This is a genomic window from Bradyrhizobium sp. ORS 111, assembly GCF_045571485.1.
In the GTDB taxonomy this organism is placed as follows: Bacteria; Pseudomonadota; Alphaproteobacteria; order Rhizobiales; family Xanthobacteraceae; genus Bradyrhizobium.
The window spans coordinates 7,556,408-7,572,953 of sequence record NZ_CP120701.1; the positions used below are offsets into that span (position 1 = coordinate 7,556,408).

21 protein-coding genes are annotated in these 16,546 nt (G+C 64.2%); 8 read left to right on the forward strand and 13 right to left on the reverse strand.

Going from position 1 to position 16,546, the window contains the following annotated elements; genetic code table 11:
- Positions 1 to 28: 28 nt before the first annotated feature.
- The 3 genes from P6U30_RS34920 to P6U30_RS34930 form a co-directional block, all read right to left on the reverse strand.
- Positions 29 to 184, reverse strand: a complete 156-nt coding sequence (locus P6U30_RS34920; protein ID WP_407167213.1) for a Thivi_2564 family membrane protein — start codon at positions 182 to 184, stop codon at positions 29 to 31.
- Positions 185 to 282: 98 nt separating this feature from the next.
- On the reverse strand, positions 283 to 915 hold the full coding sequence (locus tag P6U30_RS34925) for a DUF2865 domain-containing protein (RefSeq protein WP_407167214.1): 633 nt from the start codon (positions 913 to 915) through the stop codon (positions 283 to 285).
- 7 nt (positions 916 to 922) lie between these two features.
- Positions 923 to 1,732 (reverse strand): L,D-transpeptidase, encoded by an 810-nt coding sequence (locus P6U30_RS34930; protein WP_407167215.1) that lies wholly within the window; start codon positions 1,730 to 1,732, stop codon positions 923 to 925.
- Positions 1,733 to 1,962: 230 nt separating this feature from the next.
- Between P6U30_RS34930 and P6U30_RS34935 the strand changes: the two genes are divergently transcribed.
- The 3 genes from P6U30_RS34935 (at position 1,963) to P6U30_RS34945 (ending at position 4,145) form a co-directional block, all read left to right on the forward strand.
- Entirely contained in the window at positions 1,963 to 3,075 is a 1,113-nt protein-coding gene (locus P6U30_RS34935; protein WP_407167216.1) for an AI-2E family transporter, read from the forward strand.
- A 169-nt stretch (positions 3,076 to 3,244) separates the two neighbouring features.
- On the forward strand, positions 3,245 to 3,580 hold the full coding sequence (locus P6U30_RS34940; protein ID WP_407167217.1) for a YqjD family protein: 336 nt from the start codon (positions 3,245 to 3,247) through the stop codon (positions 3,578 to 3,580).
- 130 nt (positions 3,581 to 3,710) lie between these two features.
- Positions 3,711 to 4,145: a hypothetical protein gene (locus P6U30_RS34945; RefSeq protein ID WP_407167218.1), complete on the forward strand. Its 435-nt coding sequence runs from the start codon at positions 3,711 to 3,713 to the stop codon at positions 4,143 to 4,145.
- A 956-nt stretch (positions 4,146 to 5,101) separates the two neighbouring features.
- Here P6U30_RS34945 and P6U30_RS34950 read toward each other — a convergent pair.
- The 4 genes from P6U30_RS34950 to P6U30_RS34965 all read right to left on the reverse strand — a co-directional run bounded on the left by P6U30_RS34950 (position 5,102) and on the right by P6U30_RS34965 (position 7,867).
- The gene (locus tag P6U30_RS34950) at positions 5,102 to 5,596 is read right to left on the reverse strand and encodes a hypothetical protein (RefSeq protein WP_407167219.1); all 495 of its coding nucleotides are present in this window, start codon (positions 5,594 to 5,596) and stop codon (positions 5,102 to 5,104) included.
- 190 nt (positions 5,597 to 5,786) lie between these two features.
- A complete protein-coding gene (locus P6U30_RS34955; protein ID WP_407167220.1) occupies positions 5,787 to 6,713 on the reverse strand; it encodes a DMT family transporter in 927 nt (308 codons plus the stop codon).
- Positions 6,714 to 6,791: 78 nt separating this feature from the next.
- Positions 6,792 to 7,472, reverse strand: coding sequence for a transglutaminase family protein (locus P6U30_RS34960; RefSeq protein ID WP_407167221.1), 681 nt, complete (start codon positions 7,470 to 7,472; stop codon positions 6,792 to 6,794).
- Between the two features lie 170 nt (positions 7,473 to 7,642).
- Positions 7,643 to 7,867 carry a hypothetical protein gene (locus P6U30_RS34965; RefSeq protein ID WP_407149017.1) on the reverse strand — a complete coding sequence of 75 codons (225 nt, stop codon included), beginning with the start codon at positions 7,865 to 7,867 and terminating at the stop codon, positions 7,643 to 7,645.
- Positions 7,868 to 8,047: 180 nt separating this feature from the next.
- Here P6U30_RS34965 and P6U30_RS34970 point away from each other — a divergent pair, with 180 nt between their 5' ends.
- On the forward strand, positions 8,048 to 8,308 hold the full coding sequence (locus tag P6U30_RS34970; RefSeq protein WP_407167222.1) for a hypothetical protein: 261 nt from the start codon (positions 8,048 to 8,050) through the stop codon (positions 8,306 to 8,308).
- A gap of 642 nt (positions 8,309 to 8,950) precedes the next feature.
- On the opposite strand, the gene P6U30_RS34975 is transcribed toward P6U30_RS34970, so the two are convergent.
- Complete coding sequence (locus P6U30_RS34975) at positions 8,951 to 9,148, reverse strand: hypothetical protein (RefSeq protein ID WP_407167223.1); 198 nt, start codon at positions 9,146 to 9,148, stop codon at positions 8,951 to 8,953.
- Positions 9,105 to 9,290, reverse strand: coding sequence for a hypothetical protein (locus P6U30_RS34980; protein ID WP_407167224.1), 186 nt, complete (start codon positions 9,288 to 9,290; stop codon positions 9,105 to 9,107). Before P6U30_RS34980 ends, P6U30_RS34975 begins: the two co-directional genes overlap by 44 nt.
- Positions 9,291 to 9,468: 178 nt before the next feature.
- Here P6U30_RS34980 and P6U30_RS34985 point away from each other — a divergent pair, with 178 nt between their 5' ends.
- The gene (locus P6U30_RS34985; RefSeq protein ID WP_407170615.1) at positions 9,469 to 9,717 is read left to right on the forward strand and encodes a hypothetical protein; all 249 of its coding nucleotides are present in this window, start codon (positions 9,469 to 9,471) and stop codon (positions 9,715 to 9,717) included.
- Positions 9,718 to 9,763: 46 nt separating this feature from the next.
- On the opposite strand, the gene P6U30_RS34990 is transcribed toward P6U30_RS34985, so the two are convergent.
- The 3 genes from P6U30_RS34990 to P6U30_RS35000 all read right to left on the reverse strand — a co-directional run bounded on the left by P6U30_RS34990 (position 9,764) and on the right by P6U30_RS35000 (position 11,817).
- Positions 9,764 to 9,904, reverse strand: a complete 141-nt coding sequence (locus tag P6U30_RS34990; protein ID WP_407149022.1) for a hypothetical protein — start codon at positions 9,902 to 9,904, stop codon at positions 9,764 to 9,766.
- Positions 9,905 to 9,982: 78 nt separating this feature from the next.
- Positions 9,983 to 10,864, reverse strand: a complete 882-nt coding sequence (locus P6U30_RS34995; protein WP_407167225.1) for a DMT family transporter — start codon at positions 10,862 to 10,864, stop codon at positions 9,983 to 9,985.
- Positions 10,865 to 11,007: 143 nt separating this feature from the next.
- Positions 11,008 to 11,817 carry a response regulator gene (locus P6U30_RS35000; protein ID WP_280982628.1) on the reverse strand — a complete coding sequence of 270 codons (810 nt, stop codon included), beginning with the start codon at positions 11,815 to 11,817 and terminating at the stop codon, positions 11,008 to 11,010.
- A gap of 283 nt (positions 11,818 to 12,100) precedes the next feature.
- Between P6U30_RS35000 and P6U30_RS35005 the strand changes: the two genes are divergently transcribed.
- Both P6U30_RS35005 and P6U30_RS35010 read left to right on the forward strand, forming a co-directional pair.
- A complete protein-coding gene (locus tag P6U30_RS35005; RefSeq protein ID WP_280974221.1) occupies positions 12,101 to 12,304 on the forward strand; it encodes a NepR family anti-sigma factor in 204 nt (67 codons plus the stop codon).
- Positions 12,304 to 12,852 (forward strand): sigma-70 family RNA polymerase sigma factor, encoded by a 549-nt coding sequence (locus tag P6U30_RS35010; protein ID WP_066515735.1) that lies wholly within the window; start codon positions 12,304 to 12,306, stop codon positions 12,850 to 12,852. The genes P6U30_RS35005 and P6U30_RS35010 overlap by 1 nt, the downstream gene beginning before the upstream one ends.
- 182 nt (positions 12,853 to 13,034) lie before the next feature.
- On the opposite strand, the gene P6U30_RS35015 is transcribed toward P6U30_RS35010, so the two are convergent.
- On the reverse strand, positions 13,035 to 15,938 hold the full coding sequence (locus P6U30_RS35015) for an EAL domain-containing protein (RefSeq protein ID WP_407167226.1): 2,904 nt from the start codon (positions 15,936 to 15,938) through the stop codon (positions 13,035 to 13,037).
- A 235-nt stretch (positions 15,939 to 16,173) separates the two neighbouring features.
- Between P6U30_RS35015 and P6U30_RS35020 the strand changes: the two genes are divergently transcribed.
- Positions 16,174 to 16,515 carry a methylamine utilization protein gene (locus tag P6U30_RS35020; RefSeq protein ID WP_407167227.1) on the forward strand — a complete coding sequence of 114 codons (342 nt, stop codon included), beginning with the start codon at positions 16,174 to 16,176 and terminating at the stop codon, positions 16,513 to 16,515.
- Positions 16,516 to 16,546 lie beyond the last annotated feature (31 nt).

The window sequence follows — 16,546 nt, forward strand, 5'->3', positions numbered from 1 at the left end:
GGGGCTTTTTTGTTGGCGATGCACGGCGCTAGAACACCGCGAGATATTTCAGCAGCGAAACGATGCCGATGATGATGACGACGACGCGCGCGATCTGCCTGGCGCGGCCGTCGAGTGGCAGCATGTTGATGAGATAAAGAACGAGAATAACGACAAGGAATGTGACGAGTACGCCGACCAGCATGCGGGCTCCTCAAGACATCGGTGAAAGACAGCCTTCCCCAACGTCCGACATTTGGGGCCAGTTCCGGCCCTGACATCATCCGGACAACGGACCGCGGACTACTGCCGCGCCATCACAGGCGGATGCCCATATTTGGCGCGGATGCGTTCGGGCACCGGCGTGAAGCTGAGCTGCGCGCCGCGCCGGTCCGCGCCGCGGGCAACCGACATCAGCCCATCCTTGCCGGCGACGATGTCGCCCTTGCGCAGAGTCGGATCGTCCTCGACCTTGATCGCGGCCAGGCCGACGGAATCCTTGCCGTTGCAGGTGCACCCCGCGACGATTTCGTCGCGATAGCGGAATGCGTTCGGCAGCTCGGAATACGGCTGTCCGCTTTCGGTGGCGGCACTGTCGATGCCGCTGCCATAGACGACTTTGGTCTCGCTCGCCGGACAGAAGCTGCTGCAGATCTCCGCCTTGCTCTCCCTGCCCGAGGCCGAGATCGGGAAGTAGCGGCCGTCGCAGGTCCGCACGCAATAGGCCTGGCCGCCGCCATAGTGGGGGCGCTCCACCCGCGGCACGACAGGCGCGAATCCGTCGTCGAACGGCATCTGAATAACCGGCTGATGTCCCCGCATCAGGCTACCGAACAGCGCCGAGAAGAAATCCTGGGCCTGCGCGGCGGGAGCAAGCGCGAGGCCGAACAACACGGCCGTCCCGAGCACCCGCCGCCTCGCATTCCATTTCGCCATGCCGTCCTCAATACTGCGCCGAGGAGACCGGGATGTTCATCGCCTGACGGCCCGCGCGCTGCGTCACCACTGCGGGGCGCGCCGGCGTCAGGCCCGGACGGACCGAAATCTCGGCCGCCGCCGGGCCGAGTTCACGAGCGGCGATATGCGGCCCGTTCTTCGGCAGCACCACGACCTTGGTCCCGACATTGACGCGGTTGAACAGGTCGGTGACGTCCTCATTGGTCAGGCGGATGCAGCCCGACGACACGAACTTGCCGATTGTCGACGGATCGTTGGTGCCGTGGATGCGGTATTCGCTCGCGCCGAGATACATCGCCCGCGCGCCGAGCGGGTTGCCCGGGCCGCCCGCCATGAAGCGCGGCAGGTAGGGCTGGCGCTTGATCATCTGGGCCGGGGGATGCCAGTCCGGCCACTCCGCCTTGTGGCTGATGGTCTGCACGCCGGACCAGGTGAAGCCCTCGCGGCCGACGCCGACACCGTAGCGGATCGCGCGGCCGCCGCCGAGCACGTAATAGAGCGCGGTGTTGCCGGTATCGATGATGATGGTGCCCGGCGCTTCAGTCGTGGTGAGCGCGACGGTGGTGCGGCGCAGGCGCGCCGGCAGAGCACCGTCCTCGGTCGCGGGATCGTTCAACACCCCGTCGGTCGGAAACGCGCCGGGCTCGGTCGACGCATAGCCAAACGCCCGGGTGTAGACCTGCGCGTTGGCCGAGCTGGTGGCGATGAATGGCGTCACGAACAGGACGCTGACGAGGGCAAAGGTGCGCGTGGCGCGCGACGAAAGCCGGCGGCTGACGAGAGACTGCTGTGTCATGTGCTGCCCCTGAAGGGATGCGCATCGTGGTGATGCGATGCGGGACAAACGCACGCGGCCGTCTGGCGGTTCCGCCGCGAATCATCTCAAGGCCGCGACTGTCAACCCACGCAGCCTCACGATTCCGCGATGGAACCTTTATCGAAGCGCGCGGTTGTCGTTCGAACAATTTCGACGCGCGGGATGACTTCGCGGCGCGGATGTAGTCGTGCCCGCGCGGGAGAGGTCTGGTGCGCGTTCTTCCTAGCGAACGTTTCCTCACCGACACGCCGGAGGGGACGCCGGTCCCCGACAGCAAGGCCGAACGGCCGCCGCTGATCCGCCGCGCTGAGGTCGTGGCCTTCACGCTGGTCGCGCTTCTCGTGATCGCCGTCGTCACAGTGCTCGACCTGGCACGCGCATTCTTCCTGCCGATCACCATGGCCTTCGTCATCGGCACCATGTTGTCGCCGGCGGCGAGCTTCCTCGAACGCTATCGGATCCCGCGTCCGCTGGGTGCGGTGCTGATCGTGATCGCCTGCGCGGCGGCGGTCGCCGTCCTGGTCGGGTTGATCTCCTCGCCGATCGTGGAGTGGAGTTCGCGCCTGCCCGAGCTCGGTGCCATCCTGAAGCAGAAGCTGCACGTATTCGACCGCCCGCTTGCGCTGTGGCAGGAGCTGCAAAGCATGATCGGCGGCTCCGAGACGCTCCCTGCCCTCCAGCTACCGAAGTTCGAATGGGTGCAGCCTACGCTGGAATTCCTGTCGCCGACCTTCACCGAATTCCTGTTGTTCATCGCGACCCTGATCCTGTTCATCGCGAGCTGGAAGGATCTGCGCCGGGCGCTGGTCATGATGTTCCGCGAGCGGCAGGCGCGGCTGCGTGCGCTGCGGATCCTGAACGAGGTCGAGACGCATCTCGGCAACTACCTGCTGACCGTGACCATGATCAATACCGGGGTCGGCATCGTCACCGGGGCGATCTGCGCAATGACGGGTATGCCCCGCCCGGCAGGTCTCGGCGCGCTCGCCGCGACGCTGAACTTCATCCCGATCATCGGACCGGTCGCGACGTTCGTGGTGCTGGTCACCGTCGGTATCATCGCTTTGCCGAGCATCGGTGCCGGACTGATCGCGCCGGCCTGCTTCACCGTCGTGACCTTCCTGGAAGGACATTTCATCACCCCGACGATCGTCGGCCGCCGGCTGTCGTTGAACGCGCTCGCGGTCTTCCTCTCGCTGGCGTTCTGGACCTGGCTGTGGGGTCCGATGGGCGCCTTCCTGTCGTCGCCGCTTTTGATCGTCGGGCTGATCGTGAAAGAGCATTTGATGCCGGTCAATTCGTCGCAGCTACCTGAAGGCTAGATGCGTTTCCAGGCGAACTGGGCACCGGTTCGCGCGAAGAGAACGCGTCAGACGCGAATGGGCGGTTTCATCGCTGGAACTTTGCCAACCAAGTAGCGTTTTTTCCACGCCAGGCTTTCCGGCAGTGCTTTCGATATCGGGCACGTCCAGCGCATTTGGGATCAAGAACATGACGGACAAAGCGACCTATGAACGTCTCGAACAAGATGTCATCGCCGTGAAGAACGATATTGCCGCCCTCACCCAACAGATCACCGACGCGCTCAATTCCTTTGCCGGCAATGCCGGCAAGCAGGCCCGTCGCCGCTACACCGAGGCGCGTGCCAACGCGGAATCGGCACTCGACGACATGTCGGAGCGCGGCAGCGCGATGATGGGCGCGGCCCAGGATGCGGCCTCCTCGATCGAGGATACGCTGGAGGAGGTGATCACGCAGCGTCCGCTGGCGACCGTCGGGCTCGCGCTCGGCCTCGGCTTTCTGATCGGCGTCACCTGGCGCCGGTAGGCGGCCAATGGCTTTCCGCGAGTGAGGCGAGCGATGGCCGTCATGCGCAAATCACGTCCCTTGGCGAGGTGGCGGCGCTGGCGCGTCGCCACCTCGTTTGTCGAAGCATTTTACAGGGCGAGGCATCGCAATGCTTCAACGGCTGATCGATGACGCCAAGCAATCCGCCGGGAATGCCCTGCGGTTGACCTCGCTCGCCGGCGCCATCGCCGTCGCGCTGTTCATCACCATCGTCTTCCTGTGCGCAGCCGCCTTCGTGTTCGTGCTGCAGCACTACGGCCCGGTGGAGGCGTGCCTTGCGGCTGCCGCGCTGTTCTTCGTGATCACGCTGATCGCCGCCGTCGCCTACACGATGCGCAAGCGCGAGATGAAGCGGCACGCCGAAAAGATGGCCAAGGCAGCGGCGGCCAACGCATTCACCGATCCGGTGGTGATCGCCACCGGCTTGCAGATCGTCCGCGCCATCGGCGCCAAACGACTGATCCCGATCCTGGCGGTCGCCGGCCTCGCGCTCGGCCTGATGGTCAGCCGCGCGGAGGGTAACCGCAAGCAAGCGGAGGAGTAGCGGCCCACGCCGCCGTTTCAAAATGTCAAACAGCCTTGCCGCCTTGCCGCGCTGTCGTCACCCGCGAAGGCGGGTGACCCAGTATTCCAGAGGCCTTCGTTCAATTTGAGAGGCCGCGGCGCACGGGATGTCCGCCTGCGCGGGCATGACGACAGTGAGTTTGTGGCGCGACCGCAACGTCGCACTCCCGTCATTGCGAGCCAACGGGTCGCGCGGATGCGCGCCCGATGACAGGCTCCGCGACGCAATCCGTCTCTCCGCCGTCGTCCCCCGCATGCGGGGGATCCGGTACGCTGCGGCCTCTCGGATCAATCTCTGCTGCCTCTGGAATACTGGATCGCCCACCTTCGCGGGCGATGACAGTCATTGAGATATGGCATTGCGTTCTCGCGACATGAATTGTCCGAGCTTTGCATCTCGTTTCGCCCTCTTCGAGCAGAGGGCGCAGGGAAAGCCGGGTGCCGATCGCACCCATGGGCCCGGTGCAATAAAATAGCACCGGAGGTAGGACCACAGGTGTAACCGGAGCAAGCCCGGCTTTCCCTGCGCGATGGGTTACGGCTCATACGTGCTCGCCCCGGCGAGACTGGGCTTGGTTGTCACCGCCGTTGCAAGACGCAATTACGTCTTGCAACAGGACACCTGCCACTAGGGCGTCAGGCCTGCACGACTTCACCGTCCGCCTGGTGCGCCCTCGTCAGTTGCGCAAGCGGCGTCCACCGCATCTCACCCAGCACTCGTGACGATCGCGAAGCGCCCCTCAAGCGGGTGAGACGGGTTATTCATACACTGAGTTGCATTTCATGAAAACAGAAATAGTTTTGCATGAAGGTCTTGCGCCGTCGGGCAACTCAGTGCCAAGGGGCGGCGCGCCATCTGGCGCAAGCCCGGGCTGGCACAGACATGGATCGGGGTCACTCGCCGTGCCGACCCGTCACGGATCGGCGCAACCGGGCTCAGGTCACGCAGCGGCCGGGTTGCAGCAGCTTAGCCACGTCGGTCAACACGCTGACGACAGGCTCGCAGGCGATCTTGCGGGCTTCACCTGGACGAGCCAGGCCAGGCCCCGCCGGGCGGTTGCGCGCCTCTTCCTTGATCACGGGGACGAGGACCAGGACGGAGGTGGCTGGAAGCCCGTCGAACTTCAACGCGACGGTCTTGGTTTTCGCGCCGACCACCGGCGCCGCGACACGGTCGGTTTTGACGGCGCGATTGACGGCGCTCTCGGGCGCCGGGGTCGTGGTGACCTGTTGACCGCCGATCAAATCATGGCCGGACGCGAGCTGAACGGCTCCGAGCGTCAGGCCGACAGCGAGCGCGCCGAAAATTCCCTTTTGAATCTGTGACATGGTGATGTCCTTCGCCCCGTGAAAAATTGCCTTTAAAATTCCCTTGGCGATCCCGGACACAACGCGAACAAAAGCTGTGGAGTTCTGGCCCTCCGCAATCACTTAACCGTGTACAAAAATTTTTTGACTCGCGAGGAACGACTCTGGGGGTTTCCGAGTCGTTACGGCAGCCGGTTATTCCCCCTGCCCCATTGACCGGCGACGTAGGGCGCGATCGTGGTGATGCCGGTCGCGCCCTGCTTTTGTCTGCACGGCGCTGAACCGTTGAGGCCGGCCGCTGTGCGCGCCGTGGCTACTTTCGCAAGCTCGCCCAGACGCCGCCGAGGATCAGCACGCCTCCGACCACGTGAAGCATGGTCGGAGGCTCGCCGAGGATGATCCATGACAGGATCGCGCTTGCGAACGGCGCGACGTAGAGCACCAGTGACGTCCGTACCGAGCCGAACTTGCCGCCGAGCCAAGCGAACCCCGCATAGGCAAGCAGGCCGGGCACGAGGCCGGCGAAGACATAGGCCTCGGCTGCCCTGGCATTGAAGACCTCTGCCGGGTCCATCCAGATCTCGCGGAGCGCGGGCGGCAAGGAGAACAGGGCGCCGGCCGCGGCGAACAGGCTGACCCGCGCCAGCAGCGAGGCCTGCGGCGCGACGCGCGATTGCACCAGCGTGTAGCCCGACCAGCCAAGCATTGCGAACACCACCAGCAGATCACCCCATGCTGCGCTGGATTGCGTCAGCGTTGCCAGATGGCCGCCCGAGACAATCAGAAGCGCGCCCGCGAACGCGAGCGCCGTCCCGAGCCACTGCAGCGGGCCGATATGCTCGATGCCGAGCGCTGCCGAGATCAGCAGCACCATGATCGGCGACAGCGCGAAGATCAGCGCGATATGGATCGCGGTCGTCGTGATGCCCGCGATGTAGACCGGGCCGCCGCACAGGAACATGCCGAGGAAGCCAGCGGCGAGAATCGGCCAGAAAGTCTGCTTCGGCGCGATGTTTCCGTCCCGGATAGCCGCGATCGCAAAGGGCGCCAGTCCGATGGCGATGATGCCCCAGCGGAAGAAGGCCAGCGAAAACGGCGGCACCGAGCCGGCAAGGCCCCGCGCCAGAACCTGGTTGGAGGCCTGCCCGACCGCGACCAGGATGAAGCCGGTCAGCGCGACCGCGTCCTGCCAGCCCGTAGCCGGACGGCTCACAGCTGCCTTCGGCACCTCCGCATCCATGACATCGCTCCCTCAGCCGGCGCGCCATCGATGAAGCCGGTTTGCCCCAGCGCAGGCGCTCGCCGTCACCGTCCGCCGCTACTGCTCCGCCGCCTCGCGCTCCATGTCGCGGCCGGAGAGGTCCTCGCCATGCATGTTGGCGTATTCGCGCGCCATCTCGCGCATCAGGAATTTCGCCGGAACGTCGTGATAGGTGCCGTGGTCGCTGACATACTGCATGTAGGCGCGCCCGGCACCGTCGAACGGATGCAGCAGCGCGTCGGAGTGGCCATCGAAATCGAGCGGCTTGACGCCGAGCTTGGCGCACAGCGTGTCGTTGAAGGTCGGCGTCGCCTTGCGCCAGGCACCGTCGACGAACACCTCGGTGAAGCCGTGCCAGGTGAAGAGGTCGGTCCCCATGCTCTGGCGCAGCTTCTCGGTGCTGAGATGGTTGCAGACATCGGCGAACCCGACACGGGCCGGAATGCCGTGGACACGGCAGGCGGCGGCGTAGAGCGCCGCCTTGCCGACGCAATAGCCGTGACCGGCGGCGAGCACGCTGGACGCCCGGTAACTCTCGGGCGTGCGCATGCTGACATAGGGATTGTAGCGGATGCCGTCGCGCACCGCCTTGTACAGCAGGCTCGCCTTGTCGCGGGCGCTTGCACCGGCAGGGACCGCGGCGCGGGCAAATTGCTCGACGGCCGGATGATCGCTGTCGATATATTCGCCTGCGACGGTGTAGAGGCGGCTGATCGTATCGGGGAGTGTGTCGGCCATGCCGCGTACCCTTCGCCGTTGCGTTGTCCTCGTGCGAGCGGTTTTTTCACCTCGCTTGGCAACGCTATAGCAAGCCCCCTTGCCGCAGTTCAATGCAGCAATCGCACGCCTGCTCCCGACCCTTGTCTTGATGCGTTTTCCTTGCGCGATCCACGTCGCTCAAAAATGCCCTAGTTCCTGAAGCGTTCGTCCCACCGGGGCGGCGGCCTATAGCTGCGCCGCTTCGCCTTGAAATATTCGCGCGCAAAATGGATGCCGATGCCGATTAGAAACGGCGGGGCGAGCGCGCCCGCAAGCATGAGCGCGGTGATCGACTTCGGCGTCAGGATGTCCAGCACCATCGACGCCAGCAGCCACAAGGTGGCAGCAATCACTGCGACGTCGATATGCTTCATTCCCCGTCTTTCCCTGGTCTTTCTTGGCGTTGGGCCCCAAACGGGTTGCATACTACCGACTGGCCCTGCATGAGCCAAGGATTCCGGGCCACGGATCGCGCCTCCAGCCCTTCACATTTTTGGAACGGCACGCGAACGGGCCACGTTCTCCTAGATCAAAAACCGCAAGCGGAGCCCGCCATGGACGATCGCAGCGATATCCACAGCCCCGCCCACGCCGGCGCCTCGGTGAGCCAGCACGGCGTCAATGATCCGGTCGATGGGACCGACGTGAAGCGGACATTCGACGACAACCAGACCTCGCACGAGCGTGAGCAATGGGCGGCCGACGTCCGTGCCGACGCATCGCCCAAGCGCAGCGAGGCGTTCCTCCCCGAGGCACTGCGGCGGAAGCCCGCCGCGCCATTGAACGCGCGCACCGGCCGCCACCCGACCGACTAAAGTCGCGCCAGGACCCAATCGGTTTAATCACGGCCTCGATTCATCTCTGCGCGATGGCGCAAGGTGATTTGCGCAGCAGTTCGGTAAGGAGCCGCGGCGCTAACGAGAGACCGTAATCCCAATTCCTCACCGGGCGCTGCGCCATAGCCGAAGCAGCGCTTCGGCGTTCTCGGATGGCCGCCGAAGGCGGCCTATGCCTCTCCCAAAGGGGAGGTGAAGCACCGCCGCCGCTCCAACTCGACCTAATCACGCTTTGGCGCCGGCTTGAGAGCGCTGCGGCGCGACTGCCCGCACCAGGAACAGGCCGCCGAACAGCGCGCCATCGCGGCAGCAGGCACCTTCCTGACCCTCGGCCTCCCAGGCAATGGATTGATGCAGCGAGCGCTGAACGCCGACCGAAGCGAGCCGCGTCGCTCGGCCGCGGAAGATGCGTCGGACAGAGCTGGATGAAATTAGAATGAACTGATCAAGGCGCTCCGCTTCTTTCGTCTGCCTGCTTGCAGAGGAGAGGGATGGGGTATCCCGCACCCCGGTGGAGAACCCGCCGCGAGAGCCGCGCGCTGATTCAGTCTCGTTGCTTCAATGCCGTGCTCAACGGCGCAAACGCGGCGGTCGCCGAGCCAGCTTGAGCGCGTTGCCTAATCATCGCGACAGCATCGCATTCAGTTCGGCCGCGGCCCGCAATTGCTCGATACGGGCGATGACCTGCTCGCGTTTGGCACCGGCAGGCAGCCGCGCCAATTCGCCCTCAAGCCGCAGCCTGTGCTCCTCGAGACGCTGCTCGAACGTGTGCGGCTCAGATCGTTTCCTTTTTCGAATCGTCTTCTGTGTCGTCTGCATCGTCCACCTTTGGCGGTTGAAGACCAGGACTATTGGCCCAGCGGTCCAATTGCTCGATGACCCGCGCGTGGCTCGGTCGCAGCGGCTCTGGCGCGGCAGGCTCATCGGATAACTTGCGGGGCAGCTTGATCTCGTTGGTCATGGCCACTCTCCACCATAGAAAGAGCCAAACAGCGGATTCGTTCCGCTCAAATTCTTGCAAGCTATTGATTTCATTTGATGATTTTACTAATTTGACTTTTTTGTCGGGACTTGAGGAACCTGCCCCGAATTGGTTTGTTCAGCAAATTGCTCAATTGGCTAAGTTTGGGTGGCTTGCAATGAATGAGCTTCGTGCCGAGCGTCTTCAGGTCATGCTCTCCCCTGAGGAATTGACGGCAATTGACGATTTCCGATTCAGGCACCGGATGCCGACCCGCGCTGCGGCGGTGCGTGAACTGCTCAAGCTCGGCCTCGCCGGCCGGCCGGTCGATGCCGCGATCGGAGTGAAGTCCAGCGAATTTGGGGTATTCAATCGAGGACCTGAGGGGCACACGCACGCCGAGCCGGACGTGCCCGCGAAGGATTGACGGCGCGTCCGCGCGGTCTGTGCACGGGGCACAATGCGGCGCTGGCTCAAGCTCCGCTGAAGAGGTCCACGATCCCCTTCAGGATGCAGACCACGAGCGCCGACGAAAACGTCGCCGTGCCGAGGTCCGCGATATAAAGTAGCTGCGCCCTCTGCTCTTCATCTAGCTGCGCGAGTGCCTTGCGCATGGCTAAGCTCCTCTCTTGCAAAGAACGCGCGCGAACGACGGCGGTTCCGTTTCCGCTGTCGGAGGATGAGCCGCTGCATCAGGCCCGCTGCAGCGCCAGCGTCACGCCGCCGAGGGTGAGCACCATGGCGCCGATTTCGCGCAGGCCCAAGGGTTCGCCCAGGATGACCGCGGCGGAGACCACGCCGATCACGGGCACCAGCAGCATCCCGGTCGACGCCGAGGTCGGCGGCAGACGGCGCAGCGTCTCGAACCAGGTCAGGTAGCAGATGCCCATCGGCATCAGCGTCATATAGACGAAGCAGCCGATGCCGAGCGGCGTGATCGCCGTGTAGTCCGGGTGCTCGAACAGCACACCCAGCACCAGCATCACCAGGCAACCGATGCCGACCTGCCAGGCAACCACGGTGAGCGGCGGCATCGGCAGCGGCTTGCGGTTGAGCACGTTGCCGAGCGCGAACAGGATCGCGCAGGAGAGCGCGAGCGCGATGCCGGTCAGCTTGCCTGCCGTGAAGGCCAGGCCGCCTCCGCCCAGCAGCAGCACGACGCCGGCCACGCCGAGCACCAGCGCCGCAAGGTCCCGCAGCGTCGGCCGGATATGGAGGACCGGCCAGGCGAACAGCATCGCCCAGATCGGCATCGTGTAGGCCAGCAGGGCGCCCTCGCCGACGGTGACGAACTTCATTGCGATGGTGCCGAAGCCCATCCAGGCGAAGACGTTGGTGAACGAGGCGAAGAGCAGCCGCGGAATCGCATCGCGCGGCACCGCGAGCGACTGCCCGCGCGCCAGCGCGAGCAGCCCCAGGATCAAGGCGGCGCAGGTGCCGGCCAGCCCGCGCGCGAACAGCGGCGGCCATTGCTGCAGCAACAGCTTCATCAGCGGCCAATTCAGCGCCCAGCCGCACGCCGTCACCACCAGGCAGAGAAAGCCGATCGATCTATCGCGCTGCGTCGTATCCATGGCCTGCGCTTAGCAGGCGGACGTACCCGGCTCCACCGCTTGCGATGCATGCCGGGCCGCGAAAAATCCGCAGCCATGAAAAAACCGGCGCACCTTTCGGCGCGCCGGTACCAGGTTCTGCCAGCCTATCTGAATTCAGGACATCATGCCGACGCTGCACGCGCGGTGCGGTTGCGCGAGTTGCGCTGGAAGAACAGCGCCTGGCTCGCCACCGCCGACACCATCGCCGGCTGGAACGGCTTCGAGATCAGGAATGCCGGCTCCGGCCGCTCGCCGGTCAGGAAGCGCTCGGGATAGGCGGTGATGAACACCACCGGCACTTCGAACGTGCGCAGCAGTTCGTTCACCGCATCGAGGCCCGACGAGCCGTCGGCAAGCTGGATGTCGGCGAGGATCAGGCCGGGCTTCTTGTTCTTGGCAAGCGCCACCGCATCGGAATGGGTGCGGGCGACGCCGATGACGTTGTGGCCGAGATTCTTCACCAGGCTCTCGAGGTCCATCGCGATGAAGGTCTCATCCTCGATGATCAGCACGTCGGTGGCGATCTCGGCGGCCATTTCGCGGCCGGCGGCGTCGGTGAGCTTGCGCGTCTCGGCGATGTCGGTGCCGAGGATGTAGCCCACCTCTTCCTCCGAGAAGCCTTCCAGCGACAGCAGCAGGAAGGCCTGGCGCGGCAGGGGCGTGATGTTGGAGAGCCTGCGCTCCGGCGGCAGCGACAGCGTCGCAACATCGGCGTTGTCATTATTCACCGACACCGAATTCCAGATCTGGGTAAACAGCCGGAACAGACCGGCGCGCGGGCCGTGCGTCTGATCCAGCAATGATCCATCCTGCAGCAGGGCCTCCAGCATGGCGCCCACATAGGCGTCTCCCGACGCCTGGTTTCCCGTCAGCGCGCGCGCATAACGGCGCAGCAACGGAAGATGTTCAGCTACGACCTGCGATCGGGACATTCCGACTCCATCCTGTTTTTAAGCCCTGCGGCCTGAAACCCGTTGTCCTGCGCCGATGTGTCAAGCGGCGACGTATCAAGCTCCTAGGGCAACCCCGGTTCCCCTGCATGCCCGACTACGCGCGAAAGGCAAAAAAGTTCCACGAAATTGTTCCAGCATCCCGGAACTTTCTGCGCAACTTTGCATTAGCTCCCAACCGACGAGGCGACGCGGCCAACCTCTCTGTTCGAGGAAATGACTTGGAAATCAGAGACTTAACTCCCGGGGAAACGTGGATCAGATCATGAAGGAAGTAAAGAAGCAGGGCGGTCTCAACGCCGAGATTCAATCGAGAATCGGCCACCAGCTTCGCGCCATGTATGACGACGTGGTGCGACAGGGAGTGCCCGACCGCTTTGCGGAGCTGATCCGCAAACTCGACGGACCAGAGGCTGCTGCGGCCGCGGTTGCCGGGGGCGATGCTGACAAGAACAATGGAGGGGACTAATGCCTCTCACGAATGAGCTCCGCGACGACATCCTGGCGTCCGTGCCGAGTCTGCGTGCGTTCGCGATCTCGCTGTCCGGTAATGGCGACCGCGCCGACGATCTGGTGCAGGAGACGCTGCTGCGCGCGATCGCCAACATCGACTCGTTCCAGCCGGGCTCGAACCTGCCGGCGTGGCTGTTCACCATCCTGCGCAACCTGTTTCGCTCCGACTACCGGAAGCGGCGGCGCGAGGTGGAGGACGCCGAGGGCAACTATGCCAAGACGCTGAAGAGCCAGCCGTCGCAGGCCGCGCATCTCGAGTTCGAGGAATTTCGTGCCGCGCTCGACAAGCTGCCGCAAGACCAGCGCGAGGCGTTGATCCTGGTCGGCGCCTCCGGCTTCTCGTACGAGGATGCCGCGGCGATCTGCGGCTGCGCAGTCGGCACCATCAAGAGCCGCGTCAACCGCGCGCGATCGAAGCTGAGCGCCCTGCTCTACGTCGACAGCGCCGAGGATTTCGGCCCCGACAACACCGTGCGCGCCGTGATCGGCGGCAATGGCGGCTAGGCAACAGACACACCGAAGCGAAAAGGCGGCTCGACTGGGCCGCCTTTTTCGTTTTGGGTCGTGCAAGGTTGACTCGGCGAGCGCGATCACGCCGCTGAGCCTGCGGCGAGATCACGCTCAATCGTCACGGCGCCTTGTTCGAGCATGATCTCTTCGCAACGCCGTTTCGCACTTTTCCGGATCTAGCTCGCCATCGCATTCCTGAATGCGTCGGCCTTGAAGCCGTTTCTCAGCTCCAGGATCTTCGCGGCGATTTCGGTCACCGGGACCGGATGACTGAAGAGGAAGCCCTGGGCCTCGTTGCAGCCTTCAGCCCTCATATGGTCGAGTTGCTCGACCGTCTCGACGCCCTCGGCGATCGTCGTCATGCCGAGGCTTCTGCCAAGGCTGATGACGGCGCGGACGATCGATTTCGATCCGTGGGCCGCCGTCGCGTCCCGGACGAATGACTTGTCGATCTTGAGCTTGTCGAAGGGAAAGCTGCGCAGATAGCTCAGCGACGAATAGCCGGTGCCGAAATCGTCCAACGCGATCCGCAGCCCCTGCGCCTTCAGCTTGTGGAGCGTTGCAATGGTCTCGCTGCTGTTCGCCAGGAAAACGGATTCGGTGATCTCGAGCTCGAGCCGGCGCGGCGACAATTTTGAAGTCGTGAGCGCGCCGGAAATGATGTCGATCAGTCCCGGGTCGCGAAACTGCGCCGCGGAGACATTGACCGCAAGCTTCATCTCGCTCGGCCAGGTGACGGCCTGTTCGCAGGCGCGGTTGAGCACCCATTCCCCGAGCTGCACGATGAGCCCGATCTCTTCCGCGATCGGGATGAACTGGTCGGGCGGCACGAGCCCCCGCTTGGGATGATGCCAGCGCAGCAAGGCTTCGAAGCCGCAGATGCGGTCGAGATGCAGATCATAGAGCGGCTGATAAAACAGCGCGAACTCGTCCCTCACCATGGCCTCGCGGAGATCGAGCTCGAGCGCGCGGCGCCGCTGCAGGCTGGCGTCCATCGCCGGTTCGAAGAACCGCCAGGTCCCCCTGCCCTCCATCTTGGCGCGATACAACGCCACGTCGGCGTTCTTCAGGAGCTTCTCGCCGGTCGTTCCGTCGTTCGGCGATACCGACATTCCGACGCTGCATCCGACGACCACGCGATGCCCGCTCAGTTCGTATGGGGCGCCGACACACTCGACGATGCGCCGTGCAAGCCGCTCGGTGTCCTCGGCGTTCTGGATGCCGCATTGTATGACCGCAAACTCGTCGCCGCCCAGGCGCGCCACGGTATCGACCTCGCGGACACAGGCATTGAGCCGGTCGGCGACCGCGCACAGCAATTCGTCGCCCACCGGATGCCCGAGCGTGTCGTTGACCTGCTTGAAATTATCGAGGTCGAGGCAGAAGACGGCAAAGCCGAGACCGCGGCCGGCCTGCGCCACCGCCTGCTCGATCCGTTCGGCGAGCAAAGTTCGGTTTGGCAGCTTGGTCAGGGCATCGTGCCGGGCCATGAATGCGATCTGCGACTCGGCCCGTTGTTGCTCGGTCACGTCCTCGCAGGTGACGAGCCAGCCGTCGTCGGATGTCGGCCGCTGCGCGATCGAGATGATGCGCCCATCGCTCAGATGCTGGAGATAGTTGCCTCCTTCGCGCCCGTCGATCGACCGGTCGCGCTCCGCCAGCAGATCGGCCACGGTACGGCTGCCATGATTGCCCGCGGCAACGCTCATCTCGAGGACGTCCTCCAGCGTCATCCCCGGCACGATCAGTTCGGGCGAAACATCGAAGATCTCGCAGAAGCGCGGATTGACGACCTGCAGCCGCCCGTCGCGGTCGTAGAGGCACAAGCCCTGCGACATGTGGGTCAGCGCCGCATCGAGCCGCAGATTGGTCGCGTGCAGCTCCGCCTTCTGCTCCTTCAGCGTGGTGATGTCGCTGTAGACGAGGACGACGCCGCCTTCCTGCGTCTCGCTCCGGCTCACGCGCAACCATCGGCCGTCGGAAAGCTGCGCTTCGCTCGCGAATCCATTGGCCTCGCCATCGGCCGGCGCCGCCGTATCGATCCGGTCCGAACGTAGAAGCTGGGGTGAGAGGCGGATGAGCTCGCTTGCGCGCGAGTTCGCCAGCGCGATCTCGCCGTCCGCGTCCAGCAGCACGACGCCTTCACGCGATGTCTCCAGCGCATCGGACAGCCTCGTCTGCGCCGACCGGCGCTGCGACACCTCCTGATCGACCGTCCGCCTGATGTTGTCCCGCATGGTTTCCATCGCGGTCAGGAGGGTGCCGAGTTCGTCCGTGCCACCCTTGGGAATCGTCGCGTCGAGATCGCCGCCGGCGATACGCCTTGCCGCCTTCGACGCGATGGCAACCGGTCCAATGATGCGGCGCGCCAACAACCAGGAAAACAGCGCCGACAAGAACAGCGCAGCGGTCAACCCCGCCACGTTGAGTTGCAGATCGCGCTTGATCGTCGAGAGCGCCCGCTGCCGAAACAGAAAGCCATCGCCCGCCGTATAGTTGACCAGCAGTTCGACTTGCTGACTGACGATCTCGGAGTATCGATCGACGTCGCCGACCGACGTGCCCGGCGCATGCAGGCCTGACGCAGCGCCCGCCTCGGAAGATGATTCGACGGCGCGACGATGCAGCGCCATCCAGGCGTCGGCGGCTTCCTGCACCTTAGCGGCGGCCTTCGCGGCCCGCGACGATTGCGACCGATCGGCCGCGACGCTGAGATCTTCCGACAGCGTCTTCGCCAGCGATTCGATCTGACCGTCGAGCCTGGCGCGGGCCGCCGGATCGGTGGTCAACAGGCGTTGCGACGACGCCACTCGCATGGCGGCAAAGTCCGCCCCCGCGGCCCGGGCATAGTTGATCGACATCAACGATTTGTCGAACGTCCTCGCCACCAGATCGCCGGCATGGCGGATCCCAAGCACGGAGTATCCGCCGAGCGCGACTGCGATGGCGCTCATCGCGAGGGAGAAAATGAGAATTTGAGTACGAATTGAGCCTTTGGTCAAAGCAACACGCGACACGCGCTCGGCAACAAACCGAAACACTGCAACACTTCCCGTTCTCAGGCTGGAGCGAAGGTCCATGTCCGTGTCCCGCCGCAGTACACGTTACTCAAGCCACGCAGAACACCTGACGCAGCGGAAAGAAAACTGCATGCGTAAATAGCGCTAGTTGTGACGGCAACTCATGCCAAAATCGTTAAGATCAACCACCGATAATCACCATCACGGGTAATCCTGGACGCACCATTTGCGCCGTAGGATGTCTGATGTCCGACTTTCAAGCGGGGGTCAAATGCAGTCAGGCTTGTTGCGCGATATGAGGCTGGGCAGGTTCGGCGGCGTGCAGGTTGCGGCCGCAATGATCGCGGGAGCGCTGGTCGGAACGGCCCTGGGCGCAAGCCCTCTTGCCATCTCACAGAAGGATCGGGAATTCAGACCTGCGGAGATCTCGATCAAGCGTGGCGAAACTTTACGGTTCATTAACGACGACGGCGAACTCCTGCATCACGCATATTTGAGCTCGGACAAGTTCAGCTTCGATTCCGGCGACCAGCAGCCGGGCAGCAAATATGACGTCGCCTTTCCCGTCTCCGGCGACTACACGGTGTTGTGCGGCATTCATCCGAAGATGAAGCTGACCGTCCACGTCGCCAAATAGCGGTCTCAAGCAGAGAGCGCAGGCGTGCGAT